Source organism: Terriglobia bacterium (assembly GCA_036496425.1).
In the GTDB taxonomy this organism is placed as follows: domain Bacteria; phylum Acidobacteriota; class Terriglobia; order 20CM-2-55-15; family 20CM-2-55-15; genus 20CM-2-55-15.
Genome location: DASXLG010000352.1, coordinates 16,601 through 32,192 on the forward strand (window position 1 = coordinate 16,601; position 15,592 = coordinate 32,192).

The 15,592-nt window shown below is 59.9% G+C and carries 10 protein-coding genes; 9 read left to right on the forward strand and 1 reads right to left on the reverse strand.

Annotation, left to right across the window (positions count from 1 at the left end; genetic code table 11):
- The first annotated feature begins 13 nt into the window (after positions 1-13).
- Genes gmk through priA form a run of 5 tightly spaced genes read left to right on the forward strand, consistent with a single transcriptional unit; the run spans position 14 to position 4,716 of the window.
- A complete protein-coding gene (gene gmk, locus VGK48_25770) occupies positions 14-631 on the forward strand; it encodes a guanylate kinase (GenBank protein ID HEY2384600.1) in 618 nt (205 codons plus the stop codon).
- Positions 628-852 carry a DNA-directed RNA polymerase subunit omega gene (rpoZ, locus tag VGK48_25775; GenBank protein HEY2384601.1) on the forward strand — a complete coding sequence of 75 codons (225 nt, stop codon included), beginning with the start codon at positions 628-630 and terminating at the stop codon, positions 850-852. The genes gmk and rpoZ overlap by 4 nt, the downstream gene beginning before the upstream one ends.
- Positions 853-856: 4 nt before the next feature.
- A complete protein-coding gene (gene coaBC / locus VGK48_25780) occupies positions 857-2,044 on the forward strand; it encodes a bifunctional phosphopantothenoylcysteine decarboxylase/phosphopantothenate--cysteine ligase CoaBC (GenBank protein ID HEY2384602.1) in 1,188 nt (395 codons plus the stop codon).
- Positions 2,041-2,730 carry a uracil-DNA glycosylase gene (locus VGK48_25785; protein ID HEY2384603.1) on the forward strand — a complete coding sequence of 230 codons (690 nt, stop codon included), beginning with the start codon at positions 2,041-2,043 and terminating at the stop codon, positions 2,728-2,730. Before coaBC ends, VGK48_25785 begins: the two co-directional genes overlap by 4 nt.
- Positions 2,731-2,736: 6 nt before the next feature.
- Complete coding sequence (gene priA, locus VGK48_25790; protein HEY2384604.1) at positions 2,737-4,716, forward strand: primosomal protein N'; 1,980 nt, start codon at positions 2,737-2,739, stop codon at positions 4,714-4,716.
- A 54-nt stretch (positions 4,717-4,770) separates the two neighbouring features.
- Here priA and VGK48_25795 read toward each other — a convergent pair whose 3' ends face one another.
- Complete coding sequence (locus tag VGK48_25795) at positions 4,771-8,073, reverse strand: carboxypeptidase-like regulatory domain-containing protein (GenBank protein ID HEY2384605.1); 3,303 nt, start codon at positions 8,071-8,073, stop codon at positions 4,771-4,773.
- 57 nt (positions 8,074-8,130) lie between these two features.
- Between VGK48_25795 and VGK48_25800 the strand changes: the two genes are divergently transcribed.
- The 4 genes from VGK48_25800 to VGK48_25815 all read left to right on the forward strand — a co-directional run bounded on the left by VGK48_25800 (position 8,131) and on the right by VGK48_25815 (position 15,565).
- Positions 8,131-10,929 carry a 2-oxoglutarate dehydrogenase E1 component gene (locus VGK48_25800; GenBank protein HEY2384606.1) on the forward strand — a complete coding sequence of 933 codons (2,799 nt, stop codon included), beginning with the start codon at positions 8,131-8,133 and terminating at the stop codon, positions 10,927-10,929.
- Between the two features lie 83 nt (positions 10,930-11,012).
- The gene (locus tag VGK48_25805; GenBank protein HEY2384607.1) at positions 11,013-11,360 is read left to right on the forward strand and encodes a hypothetical protein; all 348 of its coding nucleotides are present in this window, start codon (positions 11,013-11,015) and stop codon (positions 11,358-11,360) included.
- Positions 11,357-12,616 carry a hypothetical protein gene (locus VGK48_25810; protein HEY2384608.1) on the forward strand — a complete coding sequence of 420 codons (1,260 nt, stop codon included), beginning with the start codon at positions 11,357-11,359 and terminating at the stop codon, positions 12,614-12,616. The genes VGK48_25805 and VGK48_25810 overlap by 4 nt, the downstream gene beginning before the upstream one ends.
- A gap of 21 nt (positions 12,617-12,637) precedes the next feature.
- The gene (locus VGK48_25815; GenBank protein HEY2384609.1) at positions 12,638-15,565 is read left to right on the forward strand and encodes a C39 family peptidase; all 2,928 of its coding nucleotides are present in this window, start codon (positions 12,638-12,640) and stop codon (positions 15,563-15,565) included.
- Positions 15,566-15,592: the final 27 nt, after the last annotated feature.

Here is a 15,592-nt window from a genome sequence, read left to right on the forward strand (position 1 = left end):
TTTCGGAAGGTGAATGCGCGGAAACCTATACATTGTCTCGGCGCCATCTGGGTCGGGTAAAACCACGCTACTCCAGCACTTACTTCGAAGTTTCAAGGATCTGAATTTCTCGGTTTCACATACGACGCGGCGTCCCCGGCAGGGGGAACGGGATGGTATCGATTATTTCTTCGTCGAGCGAGAAGCGTTCACGCGCATGGTGGAGAGCGGTGAATTTCTGGAGTGGGCCGAATTCAACGGCCAGCTTTACGGAACCACCCGCAAGTTCGTGCAGGAGCACCTGGAAAAGGGGCAGGACGTGATTCTTGACATCGATGTGCAGGGCGCCCGGCAGGTGAAATCGAAGATGGACGATGCGACCGCGATCTTCGTGCTGCCTCCGTCCTTCCAGGAGCTCGCGCGCCGGCTCAAGGCCCGTATGCTGGAAACCGATGATGTGATCCGCCGGAGGCTGGAGATCGCGCGCAGTGAGATCTATTTTTATCGTGACTACGACTACATCATCATTAACGACATTCTTGACAGTTCCATCCTTCTCCTCGAATCGATCGTCCGGAGCGGTACGGCCGTGCCCCGGCGCCAACAGGGACGCATCGAGGAGATCATCGCTTCGTTCGGAGGTCTAGCTTGATTACCATTCCCGATAATATCGACAGCAAATATCGCTTTGTCATTCTTTCCGCATTGCGGGCGCGCCAGCTTCAGGGCGGAAGCTCGCCCATGCTCAAAGAGCCGCGTCATAAGGCGACACAGGTAGCGCAGAAAGAAATTCTGAACGGTCTTGTGAAGTTCCGGATTCCGGAGAAAAACGTCAACCCGCCGGCACAAGAGCCGAAAAAAGAAGAAGAATGACGGAATGAAAGTCGCGCTCGGGGTCAGTGGCGGCATCGCGTGCTATAAGGCGGCAGAGATTCTGCGCCGCCTCCAGGACCGGGCAGTGGATGTTTCGGTCCTGATGACAAAAAGCGCAACGCAGTTCGTTACGCCGCTGACCTTCAGGGCACTCTCCGGCAATAAGGTTTACGTCGATCTGTTCGAAGGCCCGCGCCCGGGCGGGGATTTTGAAGGCGCTTTCGATCATATTCTTGTGGCGCAGGCGACCGACCTCTTTCTTGTCGCGCCCGCCACCGCGGATTGCATTGCGCGCCTGGCTGCAGGAGCCGCCGACGATTTTCTGACCACCTTTCATCTTGCCGTAACTGCTCCTCTCGTCATTGCCCCCGCGATGAACACGCGGATGTGGCAGCACCCTTCGGTTCAGGCGAACGTGCAAACACTGCGGAGGCGCGGCGCCCATATCATCGATCCGGAAGAGGGACGCATGGCGTGCCGTACGTACGGTCCGGGCCGGCTCGCTCCCGTCGAAGAGATCGTCGATTATGTGATGAGCATCCTGAACCGGTCGCGCGATCTGGAAGGACGTAAGATCGTTGTGACTGCGGGGCCGACGGTGGAAGACATCGACCCGGTTCGATACCTAAGCAATCGATCTTCCGGAAAAATGGGTTATGCACTTGCCCATGCGGCGCGGAATCGCGGTGCAAAGGTGGTCTTGGTCTCAGGACCTGCAGATCTCGATTTTCCAGACACGATCCACGTTCGCACTACGGAAGAGATGCGGCGTGCGGTGCTGGATCACGCGGCCGGCGCCGATGTGGTGATCAAGGCTGCCGCCCCACTCGATTTCCGGCCCAAAATGGTTGCGGCGCAAAAGATCAAAAAGAAGAACGCGGATCTCACCATCCAGCTTGAACCGACGGTGGACATTCTGAAAGAACTCGGCAGCCGGAAAAATGGAATTATCCTGGTCGGGTTTGCGGCGGAAACCGAGAATCACGTTGCCAACGGTCTGGAGAAGTTACGCGACAAGAACCTGGACCTCATCGTCGTTAATCCCGCAAGTGGTCCTGATTCGGCCTTCGATAGCGATATGAATCACGCGACAATCATTGAGGCGTCCGGCCACAGCGAGGAAATTCCTCTGGTGAGTAAGCACGAGATGGCGGACAAAATTCTCGATCGCGTGGTGCAATTGCTGAAATGAATCCGGACGAACTTGCAGCTCAGCTCCAATTTTTTCGTGATATCGGCGTCGAGTCGCTGTCGCTGCCCGAACAGGTTGCCGTTGCCGTTCAAGAGGTTCCTGAAACCCCAGTGCCCATTTCAAAAGACATGACTACTCTCGAATCCATCCGGGCGGAGCTCGGCGATTGTCAGCGCTGCAAACTCGCTCCGTCCCGAACGAATATCGTTTTCGGCTCGGGTAATCCCACTGCCGAGCTTGTTTTCGTCGGAGAAGCTCCGGGCTCTGATGAAGATCAGCAGGGTCTGCCGTTTGTCGGGCGGGCAGGCCAGCTGTTGACGAAAATCATCGAATCGATCAACCTCACCCGTGAAGATGTATACATCTGCAACGTCTTGAAGTGCCGTCCCCCCGGCAACCGGAATCCGGAGCCCGATGAAGTCGCTGCCTGTAATCCTTTTTTGAAAAAGCAGTTGGCGGCCATACGTCCAAAAGTAGTCTGCTGCCTTGGAACCTTCGCGGCGCAAACCGTGCTTCAGATGACCACGCCGATTTCGAAACTTCGGGGGACGTTTTTTGACGTGGACGGCATACGCGTCATTGCGACATTCCATCCCGCCTATCTGCTGCGTTCGCCTGAGAAGAAGCGTGAAGTCTGGGAAGACATGAAGCAGATTCGCGCCGAGCTTTTCCGGCTCAAGTTCTAGCTCCCGATGTTTGCCGACGTCGCGGTGTGCCTGCCGCTGTCGCGGACCTTTGTTTATCGCGTTGACGAGCCCATCGAGACCGGCTGCCGTGTCGTGGTGCCGTTTCGCAAGCGTGAGATCGAGGGATTCGTCGTTGCGCTGAAGGATAGCGCGCAGGGAATTGAAGCCCTTTCCATCACGAAAGTGATCGATGCGCAGCCGCTTCTTCGTCCCGAGATCTTCAGCTTGTGCCGCTGGATTGCGGAATATTACGTCTCACCTCTGGGCGAGGTCTTGAAGGGCGCGCTGCCGCCGGGAATAACCGCAAAACACGTGGAGCGGGGAGTTTCTGCCGTCTCGCGAGATTCCCCGGGAGATGGTCCGCGCCCGCGTCCCCGATTGACTGCCGATCAGACCCGCGCCCTGAAAACGATCCTTGAAGCGCGGGGCTTCCATCCCATTCTCCTCCACGGCGTCACCGGCAGCGGCAAAACCGAAATCTATATGCACGCAGCGGAGCATTTTCTCGAGGCCGGCAGGACCTCGCTCATTCTGGTTCCTGAAATCGGTCTCACGCCGCAGCTTACCGGACGTTTTTCCGAACGCTTTCCAGGTAAGACCGCGATCCTTCACAGTTCTCTGACCAAACGGCAGCGGATCGACGAGTGGCTTCGCATCCATCGCGGCGAGGCGCCGATCGTTATCGGCACGCGGTCGGCCGTCTTTGCGCCGTTAAGCGGCATCGGCCTCATCGTTGTGGACGAGGAGCATGAGACCAGCTACAAGCAGGAGGAAATGCCGCGTTACAATGCGCGGGACACCGCCGTGATGCGGGCGAAGCTGGCCGGCGCAGCGGTCGTGCTCGGTTCGGCAACGCCGTCGATGGAATCCTACCGGAACGCCGAAGCCAAAAAGTACCAACGCGTTCCGCTCACGGCTCGGGTTGAAGATCGCGCGCTTCCAGGCGTCGAGATCGTGAATATGCGCGAAGAATATTCCGCGGCCGGCAAACAGGTCATCTTTTCGAGACCTCTGCTTCAGGCGATTGCGGTCCGGCTCGAGCGCCGCGAGCAGACGATGATTCTGCTCAACCGCCGGGGATTCGCGGCGTTTCTGCTCTGCCGTCATTGCGGCTTCACCTTTCAATGCACCGCCTGCAGCGTGGCGATGACCTACCATCGGGCAATCGGCAAACTGCTCTGCCACTACTGCGGTCTGGCGCGCCGCCCTCCGGTCCGCTGTACGGAATGTGACAGCGAATACATCCACTATGTCGGCGAGGGGACCGAGCGTCTGGAAGCGGACCTCAAGGATATCTTTCCCGATGCGCGAATCGGCCGGGTCGATCGAGACACGATGAAGCACTTACGGGATTACGAGCGCGTTCTCGGCGGATTCCGGAACGGGGAAATCGACATTCTGGTGGGAACGCAGATGATCGCCAAAGGGCACGATTTTCCTGGAGTCACTCTGGTCGGGGTTATCGGCGCGGATGCGCCGCTCTCGCTGCCTGACTTTCGCGCGGCCGAAAGAACTTTCCAATTGCTCACTCAAGTCGCCGGCCGCTCCGGCCGCGGCGATCAGCCCGGCGAGGTCGTTATTCAAAGTTATTTTCCGGACCACTACACGTTTCAGCTTGCCGTGAACCAGCGCTTTGAAGATTTCTTCGCGCGCGAATCGCGATACCGTAAAGCGATGTTCTATCCCCCGTTCACGTCGCTCGCCGGGATCATGGTTACGGACCGCGATCCCGGCCGCGCCGTCAGTCTTGCGCGCGAAGTGGGCGAGTTCCTCGATTCGCTGCGCTCAGACTCGATTCGGATTCTCGGTCCCGCGCCGGCTCCCCTCGAGCGGATCAAGCATCTGCACCGTCACCAGTTGCTGATCAAGTCCTCTTCGCGCCCGGCACTGCACCGCATGCTCGAAGGGTTGCAGCATTACATCGAAGAGAAAAAGATCGGGGCGACGAAAGTGATCATTGATGTAGATCCGATCTCGTTATTGTGAAGGGGGTCGCACACCTGAATTCCGTATTTCAGAAATTCAGGTGTGCGACCCCCTTCAGTAAATGATCTTGAGCCCGAGTTGAATTCGCCGCGAATCCGTTGCCAGCGTGGAGATCAAGCCAGCGGACGGACTGATCGAGGTGCCGGAAAAGACGGTCGCATTCGGCGGCCCCAGATTGACATGATTGAAGGCGTTGAAGAACTCCGCTCTGAACTGCATCGACACGCCCTCGGACAGCGTGGTGTTTTTCAACAGCGACAAGTCGACGTCGGTCAGGCTCGGCCCGCGGAATGTCCCGCGGCCGAGGCTGCCAAAGGTTCCTGTCACCGGAAGCGTGAAAGCGGTCGGATCGAACCATTGTGTCTGTTTGCGAAGAATGACCGGTCCCGTAAACGAGGTGCTGAGATTCGGACGATCGGGGTTTCGTGTATCTCCATCAGCCGATCGATTCGATCCTACGAGGGGCGTGAACGGGAAGCCGCTGAGCAGCGATGAAATGCCGTTCAATTGCCAGCCCGAGATCAGTTTCGCGGCTCCTTTGGCGTTGTTCGAGCCAAACGGCAAATCGAAGTGGCCGGAGAAGCTCGCCTGGCTTGTCGGCGTCAGCGCGGAAGCGCCCCAGTCACGGCGCAAGTCGGTCCGGTCATAGATCATCTGCGGCTGATTCTGCGCTTGTGCGATCGTCAGCGCCGAATTCATGTCGAGGTTCTTCGCCCAGGTGTAATTGGCGCGGAACTGCACCCGTTTGCTCAAGCGCCGGTTTACCTCGAATTGCAGCGCGTTATAGCTGCTGTTTCCCGCCGTGTACCAGAAGAAGCCCGCGCCCAGATACGGATTGGGGCGCGCGGAAGTGGCGGGCGACGGCGGAGTTGTGAGCGCAGGAATGTAGCGTTGGCCGTGAGCGACTGTACCGCTGCGGCAACCGGCGGGATCCGTGCACGTCTGGGCCGCGATCGAATTCGGATCAATGCTGAGCATTCCGTGATAACCGAAAGAGCCCACGTATCCGATCCGGATGGCCGTATCGGCGCCGATCTGCTGCTCGAGTGTCAGATTCCATTCATTTACTGCGGGAGTTTGCGCATCCGGCTGTATTCCTTGCGGAGCAAATGTGCTGCACGTTGCCGGCTGCCCCGGACCGCAGGCCGGCTGCGGTTGAACGCCCTTGGTAATGGGCAGGAAATTAGAGAGCTGGCCGTTGAATGTAACCGAACCGTTATACGGCGGAAGCGAATTCACCAGAAACGACAGGTTGTCGATCAGGGAGTAGTACACTCCAAACCCGGCACGGACAGCCGTCTTGCCCGTCCCGAACGGATCCCATGCGAGAGCGATTCTCGGACCGAAGAGCGCCTTCGCGTTGTTCTTCGTAAATATGGAGTTTCCGACGATGGGGTTCGTTTCGAGCGCGCCGGTGGAAGGATCGACAATATAGTTGGAGGCGTGACCGAATTTTTCGTTCCAACCATTCGTAAATTCATGCCGCAGCCCGACCCGAAGGGTCAGGTTCCGGCGCAATCGCATCGAATCCTCCGCAAACCACGCCCCAAACCAGCTTCGGAATGACAGCTCTGTCGGATTCGGCACAACCTGGAACGTGCTGGTGTTTCCCTGCAGGAAGGCCGTTATGTTCGTGAAGGTGGCGACTCCCAGCTGGCGCGAAGCTGTATTTTCGTTCTCCTGGATTTTCTGGAACCAGGCGCCGACGCTGAACTGATGCTTCCCACGGCTTATCTGCACTGTATCGGTGAACGTATAAAGGTTCCTGGCATCGAGCGCGCCGGCCGCATTGTTCGGCCCTGCCGCCGTGATCGCTGCTGCAGCCGTGGTAGATGTCGTTCCGCCGATCGTGACGCCGCCCGGACCCTGCCCGGTCACAAAGGCGAGACTTGCGGGAAATGAAGCAAGCAATGAGGAACCAAGAGCGAATGAAGCCCGGGAATATCCCGTGCTCAACGTATTCAGAACGAGCGGCGAGAAGATGTGCGTTTCACGGATGCTTGCCACCTGAGACCGCAGCGCCAGGTTGTTGGCAAACAACGGGTCGGCCAGCGGCGAAAGGTTGCTCCCGGTATCGATCGTGTAAGAAGCGGACAGCGCATCCGCGGTGCGTAGGTTGTAATCCGTCTTCCAGGTTCCGAAGTCTTCGTTGATCGACTGTTTCGGACTGTTGTAGGCGTATGCGCTTCCACTGGGCACCGCCGCTGCTCCGGCCGTTGTGGATGGTACAAAAATCTCCGGGCCGTTGGCCTGCGGCCAGAGCTGAAAGAAGTTCAGCATCGCGGGGTTCAGATTGGCCACCGTCGAATAGACACCGGTAGCCGCATTCGGCACCTTGCCCGTGCGGGCCTGATCGTCAGGTACAACGGCAACACTTCCGATCCCGAGACGGTGCCGGAATCCTTCATAATTTCCGAAAAAGAACGCGCGATCTTTCTGAATCGGACCGCCGACGCTGCCGCCAAACTGATTCCGGCGGAAAGGGGCGGGCGAGCTTTGCCCGCCTGCGGGATTGATGTCGAATATCGTTCTCGCATCCAGTGCGCTGTTTCTCAGAAACTCAAAAACAGAGCCGTGGAACTGATTCGTGCCGGACTGCGTTACGACCGTCACTTGCGAGCCCGCTCGTTTGCCATACTCGGCCGAGTAGGTGCCCGACTGCACATTGAATTCGCGGACGGCATCGATGCCGAGCAGGTATCCGCTGACACCACCGGGCGTGACTGCCAGCTGGCTGGACCCCGTGTATTCAATTCCGTTCATGAGGAAGATGTTGTCCAGCGGCCGTCGTCCGTCCACCGAGAAGGTGAAGCCGCTGCTCGTCACTGTGCCTGGGCTCTTGTACGTATAGTTGATGCTGCCCGGGCTCAATGTAATCAGGCTGTCGAAGCTGCGGCCGTTGAGAGGCAGTTCCTTGATTTCGCGTTCGCCAACGACGCCCGAAACCGAAGCCGTCGTGGTATCGACCAAAGACGTCTCCGAAGAAACCGTTACTTCCTGTGCAACCTGGCCGACATCCAGCCGGAGATTGACGATGGCTTCCTGGCCGACGACGAGACTGATGCCAGTCCGGACCGCGGCCCTGAAGCCGGGCTTCTCCGCACGGACCTCCTGCGCGCCGAGCGGCAGGGCAAGAAGGTGGAAGTTTCCGTTCTCGTCCGTCGTCGCCGTTCGGACCGCGCCGGTTTCCAGGCTTTTGACGGTGACAATTGCGCCACTCACCGCGGCGCCGGTCGCGTCGTCGACCCGGCCGGCGATGTCGGCCGTCACTTGGGCCGACGCGGGCTGCAGACTGCCGGCCAGAAACACGATTCCCACCAGTACGCCAATCCATCCACCAACCCATCGTTTTGTCATTCGTGGACTCCTCTTTTCGAGGGAGGCAGTCTATCATTTTCCCGTATCCTTATTTACATGGCCGATCCAAAGCTGCCGAACAGCGTAGGTCTGGAGTTCGTCGAGAGTCTCTATGCGTCCTATGTTCGTGACCCTCAGTCGGTTTCACCCGACTGGCGCGATTACTTTCAAGCGCTGTCCGAGGGCAACGGCTTTTCGACGCCGCCGGACGTCACGCCGGCCCTCAAGCCGTGGAGCATCTTTAATCCTCCGTCCGCCCACGGCAACGGCGCCGTCGCCGAACAGGCGACCACCGCTGTTTTACAGGAGCGCGTCGACCAGTTGATCCGCAATTACCGGGTGCGTGGACACATGGCCGCACAACTCGATCCGCTGGGTATTCCGCGGGCGACTCCGCCGGAATTGGATCCGGATTATTACGGCCTGACCGAAGCCGACATGGATCGTCATTTTGCTTGCGAGGCGATGTGCGGTGGCGGCGCGCTGACGCTGCGTGAGATCCTGGATCGGCTACGCCATACGTATTGCCGGACCATCGGCGTGCAGTTCATGCACATCGATGACAGCTTTGTGCGCCACTGGCTCCAGCAGAAGATGGAAAGTTCCGGCAACCGCCTGAATCTGAATCGCGCTGAGCAGATTCGTATCCTGACGCGGCTGACCGATGCGGTCATCTTCGAGGAATTCATCCGCAAAAAATTTATCGGCGCCAAAAGCTTTTCGCTGGAAGGGGCCGAAAGCCTCATTCCCCTGCTCGATCTTGCGATCGAGCGGGCCGGCGAGCAGGCTATTGACGAAATCGTGCTGGGAATGGCGCATCGCGGGCGGCTTAACGTTCTGGCGAATATCATGGCGAAGAGTCCGCGCGAGATATTCCGGGAGTTCGCCGATCTTGACTCTGAGCTGTATATCGGAGGCAGAGGCGATGTGAAGTACCATCTCGGCTACAGCTCGGATTGGGACACGGTGTCCGGCCGGAAGATCCATCTTTCGCTCTGCTTCAACCCCAGCCACCTCGAGTTCGTGAATCCCGTCGCGCTCGGCCGCATGCGCGCAAAGCAGGATCGGACCGGCGATTCTGACCGGCAGCGCGGCCTCGTGATCCTGATACACGGTGACGCCGCATTCGCCGGGGAAGGTGTGATTCAGGAAACATTGAATTTGAGCCAGCTCGACGCTTACACGGTCGGCGGGACGCTGCACATCATCGTGAACAACCAGATCGGCTTTACAACGTCGCCAGGCGAAACAAAATCGAGCACGTATGCCAGTGACGTTGCGAAAATGCTGCAAATCCCGATTTTCCACGTCAATGGTGAAGATCCTGAAGCGGTGGCGCAGGTGATCCGGCTGGCTATGGATTTCCGGCGGACGTTCAAGCGGGATGTCGTCGTCGACATGTGGTGTTACCGCAGGCTCGGCCATAACGAAGGAGACGAGCCGGTGTTCACGCAGCCTCTGCTGTACCGCGCGATCAAGCAGCGCAAGCCGGTCCGCGAGGGATACCTTGAACACCTGCTGAAGTTGAACGGGGTGACGAAAGAGGAAGCGGATGAGATCGCCGTCCGGCGCCACGACAACCTCGAGCGCGAACTGTCGCAGGCGAAGAGCGAGTCGTATAAACGTCCTTCAGAGATCCCGCGCCGTATCTGGAACGGCTATGCCGGCGGACCGGATAAAGAGGTTGAAGAGGTCGATACCAGCGTCGATCGCGACAGGCTCGTCGAGTTGCTCGAAATGCAAACGACCTTTCCGGTGGATTTTCATCCGCATCCCAAGATCGAAGCCGGAATGCGGTCGCGGCGTCAGATGGCTCGCGGCGAACGTCCGCTGGACTGGGCGGCCGGCGAAGCCCTCGCCTTTGCCTCGGTTGCGACGGAAGGCGCGCGAGTCCGTCTCTCCGGCCAGGATTCGGAGCGCGGCACGTTCAGCCATCGCCACGCCGTGCTTCATGATGTGGAGAGCGGCCACAAATACATGCCGTACAGGAATCTTGCTCCGGATCAGGCGCCGGTCGATATTTACAACAGCCCGCTGTCCGAAACAGGCGTGCTTGGATTCGAATACGGCTACAGCCTCGACATGCCGGATGGACTGGTTGCCTGGGAAGCGCAATTCGGCGATTTCTGGAACGCGGCGCAGGTCATCGTCGACCAGTTTATAGCGGCCGCCGAGGACAAATGGCGGCGGCTGAGCGGCATTGTCCTGTTGCTGCCGCACGGACTGGAAGGCCAGGGGCCCGAGCACTCGAGCGCCCGGCTCGAACGCTTTCTTGTGCTCGCCGCCGACGACAATATGCAGATCGTTCAGCCGACCACGCCGGCCCAGCTGTTTCATTGCCTGCGGCGCCAGGTATTGCGCCGCTGGCGCAAGCCGCTTGTCGTCATGACGCCGAAGAGCCTGTTGCGCGATCCACGGGTCGTTTCAAGTCTCGACGAATTCGCCGCCGGCCGGTTCGAACGTATTCTGCCGGACGTCCCTGCCTTCAAACCTTCGGAAGCCGAGCGGATTTTGATGTGCAGCGGTAAGGTTTATTTCGATCTCGAGAAGGAACGCCAGCGCCTGGGGCGGAAGGATGTCGCGATTTTGCGCCTGGAGCAGTTTTATCCCGTCAGCGATGCGTCCTTTGAATCTGTTCTGCGATTCTATCGAGAGGGCACTCCGCTCTATTGGGTTCAGGAGGAACCGGAAAACATGGGAGCATGGTACTTCCTCAAAATCCGCTTCGGCGACGCAGTTTTGAATCGTTTTCCTTTCAAAGGGATTTCGCGTCCGGCGTCCGCGAGTCCGGCGACGGGTTCTCATAGCAGTCACAAAAAAGAACAGGAAAGGTTGATCGCGGAGGCCTTTGCATAGATCCGCAAAATCATCCGCGAGATGCTTCCGGCGCCGGGCTGCGTATTCCACCCAGCGTTCGCCTGGTGTTACCATACAGCTCGATGATCACGCTACGGTCGGAGCAAGTGCGGGCTCTTCGCGCAAGTTCGGTATATGCGCATATCCCGTCGCTCATCAGGCATGTGCAGCAATTCCACGCCGGCAAGATTCCCCAATTGGGCGCGGAGAGCGTCGATAGCTTCGTCACTCGGGCCGCGGAAGCGGCTGCGGCCCACGAGCTTTATTCCGAGCAAGCGTTGGCTCGCTTTGTGGACATCGCCATCGTGAAAGGCTTGCCGCTTCCGCCGGCCATAGAGGAGATCCTGCGGCAGGACAGCCCCGCGTCTCCCCCCGAGCGGCTCGAGAAGGCGTGGCGCAGTCTGCTCTTTGAATTGGAGGCTGAAGCGTGATCCTGGAAGACGGGGCGGCACCCAGCCCGCAGGTTCAGTCGCTCGTGCAGGCGAAAGAGGCTGGCGCCAGGTACAGTGCGGCGCCAGGCGTCGTCCCCTGTCCGTATGCGAAGGAAAAGAAGGAGGAGGGGCCGAAGCCGCCGCTGAAGGTCGTGCTATGGCACATCCGGGAGCTGGGGGGCGGCTTCCAGTCGCCTGCGAAGCGCCCCGACTTCTGCATTGCCGCCTACGCCGCTCTCATCCACGCCACTCATGCGGACGTTGCGATCGTGGTGGGCCTCGGACGCTCGATCGGGCTGAAACCGGTCAAGGACCACGGCCACATTCGTGTGGAGAAGGAATCGTCGGATACGGGGCTGGCGGAAGCCAGGCGTCTGACTCTGGCTCTCGGGTCCGACTGGCGGCTGGCGTCGGCAAACGGCCCCGACAACAAGCCTGTCTATCACAAGAGCGAGACTGCATGCTTCCTTTACAACACGAACCGTGGGATCCATTGCGGCGCGGTCACGTTGGTTAAGTGCGGAGCCGCGTTCCTCGCCATCGCGCCCATGCAGATTCCCGGCACCTTCGACGCGCCCCCAACCCTGCCGCTGCTGGCTCCCCTGAGCGTCGGACGGAGGACCTCCTCGGATGAGGAAGCACCCGGTCCGCAAGCGAACGGCGAGCTGCCGGCAATGGCGCTGATCGGCTTCTCCGCCCTCGATGGGCTCAAGGGCAGCAGCGACTACGCGGGCCTCCGCAGTGCGTGCGACGTCGAGTACGCGCCGCCTCTGAATGAAGGCACGCTGTTGCAACAGCCGTTCTGGGAAAAGGTTGCTGCAGATTCGGAACGTCTGCTTGAAAACCACATGGCGGTTAATCCCGCTGATGTGATCCTTCAGAACAAGGCCATGTATTGGGAAGCTCTTCCGCCGGCGGAGCACCCAAAGGCGCTCGACAAAGTGAGCGGACGCCTTGCCGACGCGCTGCTGGTGCGCAAAACCGGTGGCGCGACGCTGCGCCTGGACAAGGTGCGGGCGCTCGACCTCGTGCGCGCCTCCCTCGACAGCGCAGCCCTCGGCGAGCTGGGCCGGGGTTCGGCGCTGCCCGAGGATAGCGTGCTCGTCTCGCAGCGGAAGGCCTACGCCGCGACGCTGCCAAAAACGAAACAGGCTTCAGCCGGGAGCTCCTCGGAAGTCCAGATCGCCGAAGCCTCCCTGTTTGTCCGCAAACTTTCGGACCATTGGCCAATCCTGGCCGACGTGTATCTGGCCTAGCGATCCGGGAAGGAGCGGAAAGTGTCACGCGAGAACTTGCAGAAACTGGGCGTCCTGGCCGGAAAGGCGAAGGGCCCACGCGGCTTGACGGTCGCCTTGCCAAAGCAGACTGACGCGGCATATATCTGGAAAGGCGCCTCGATCCACCCCATGCAGGCCTTGCAGAACATTCAACACCGCACCGTACGCGAGGCGCTGCGTCCGATAGTCGGCGATGACGAGCGGCGTGACGAAACCGGCAAGCAGCTCGGCTCGTTCTGCTACTTCGACGCCTCGACGCCGAAGCTGTTGCCGACGCCGGACAGCCTGGCCGGAGACAAACACTTCCTCGAGGAGCGGATCGCCGACTCCAAAACCAAGATCCAGAATATCCAACGCGTGATCCGCAAGCTCGACACGCTGGAGGATCCGTCCGGTCCCGGGGACACGGTCAAGGGTAAGCTCAAAGCGCAGCTCGTCGAGGTCCGCAAGATCTCGTCGGCCGTGCCGAGCCGTTCAAAGAAGCTCCTGGAGCTGGGTGCGTCACTCGACGATCTTTCGGACGACCTGGACGGAATCGAGACCGAGGACACCGAAGGGTTGGCGAACGCCGCCGGCCGGCTGCTGGACATCGCCACCAGCGTGGAGAACGAGCTTCAGGGCTACTGCTGCCTCGCAAACTTCCACGTCATCGATACCTTCTATCTCTTCCGCTTGCTGGTGAAGTATCGCTTTCAGTCCGCTGAGGAAATCACCAGCGACATCAAGAGCGACGTCAGCGGAGCGGTGACCGGGTTCCTGCACAACGGACCCGATGGCGCGACGCGTTGGGTAACGGAATGGCTCACGGCAAAACTCGTAGCCCTTAACGTCGAGTTGGGGAAGATCGACGCCACGAATCTCTTCTTCTATCTCAAAGGCGGCCGCGCCCTGGAATATCTGCTGGGCACGCCGGCCGCCGGGCAGAACGATTTCGACACGGGCATCATCATCAACCCGAACCTGCCGCCGGCCGAGTGGTACGAACTGTTCCGCAAGGTCCACAACCTGTGCGTCCGCCACCTGAGGCAGTGCAAGTATGAGTTCATCGGGCTGCTCGATCGGAACAAGGACGCCTTCGACGCCTACGTGAAGTCCCTGGACAAGCCGCCGGACTCGGGAGAGGCCGCAGACGACGATGCCGACGAAGGCGGGCTGGCGGAAGAGCAAGCCAAGCGCGAAGCCGACCTGATGATGCAGCTCGAACCGCCCGACGAACGGGCGAGCGGGAAGGCCGAGTTAATCGATATCGGCATGCCCCGGCGCGATACGCCCGAGGTGTGGGAGACGTGGCATCTGAAATCGGCCGCCGTTAAGGCCGGCGACGGCATGGTGTATCCGGGACCGCTCTACTACATCGGTGAGTATGTGATGATGATCCGTGACGCGCTCCAGCCGGGTTCGCGTGCGGCGAAAAAGTCGAATAAGCGGGTCGTGCGGTTGTCGAAGCTGCTGAACAGCGATAAGACCGACGCCGCGGTGGAGCACGAGATCACGGAGATGCCCGGGACTCTCCTGCCCGAAGCGCTGAAGGCCACAGACGCGTTCGGAAACGACACCAAGGCCGTGAAAATCGTCCTCGCCCAACTCGCCTTTGCGCACCTGCTGCGCGAGGATGCCTTCTTTCGCGAACGGCTGGACCCCTACATTAAAGCGAAGATCGCCGCGAAGGATACGTTCGCGCCGCTACCCACCGAATTCTCCGACGCTATCAAAGTGTTGAAGCCCGCCGAGATCGCCACCGCGAAGGCTTGCGGGTTCGCCGACAAGCTGGCAGCACAGATCGAACAGCACTTGATGGACCGCGGCGAGTTCTTCAGGCGGCAGCGGAAGGAGTTCAGCCGTTTCGTGAAGGCGATTTACACGGCTTCGATCTTCAGCAACCAGGCCGAGGAACTGAATCTGATGTTCTGCGTCGTGGGCTCGTTTGCTGCGCGCCTGCACGCCGAATACGCCGACTACGAGCACATGGAAGACATCGAGCCCCTGCATCGCGTCGACCTCAAGGTTTTCTGCAAAGCGGACGCCGATCCGGGCATCGTCATGGACATCATCGCGCCGGGAATCATCGAGGCCTATCGCGCTCATCCCGAAACGCCCGAGTATGCAGTGATCGAAAGCACGAACAACTCCGTGAACATGTACTGGCCCACGGAAGAGCGAATGGGCGAGTTCACCTATAAGCCCCTCGTCATCCGGTTGAGCGTGGAGAAACGTAAGGATTGGCCGCAACTATCGTTCGTCTGGGGTTATCCGGTGCTGAGCATGCGCGACCTGGTGTGGGAGTACATCAAGGAGTGCGGCCATACGGAGGAGGTAGGGGCGCGCAGACGTCTGCGCAAAACGGCGGAAGCGCTGACGGACATTATTTCCAAATTCGAGAATCCCGGCGCGAAGGGTATCGGAGCTTCGCCTCCGCCGGTCGTGTTGGTCGTGCCGGATGCGCCCCAGCCCCCGCCGCCTCCTGAAGTCCGGCGCACGGTGACCGGCCTGAACAAAATCGCCCAGGCCCAGCCGAACTGGTGCTGGGCCGCGGTAAGCGCGATGATGCGCGGGCTCTACGGCGGAGAGGTCGTCACGCAACAGCAGATTGTGCGCGCCTGGGCGGGCAACGAAAACGATCAGCAGGGTCCGCTGCAACTGACCGGCATCACCTTCAACAACCGCGGGCAGGGTGTGGCGCTGAGCTGGACCGATGTGAAAGCGGAGATCGACGCGGACCGTCCCTTCGTCATCGCAAGCGGCCAGCACTACATGGTATGCACCGGATACGTCGAGCAGGGGGCCTCCCGGAAACTGCTGTATTGGGATCCGCTGCCGACAGGACGCGGAGCCGACAAGACCATCAGCTACGACGGCTACCAGGGAATGATCCGCGGCGCGGGAGCGACCTACTGCCGGTTCAGCGGCCCCGGCCGCCGGATAGCGTAGGGATTCGTGGAATGTAAGAAAGTCTCT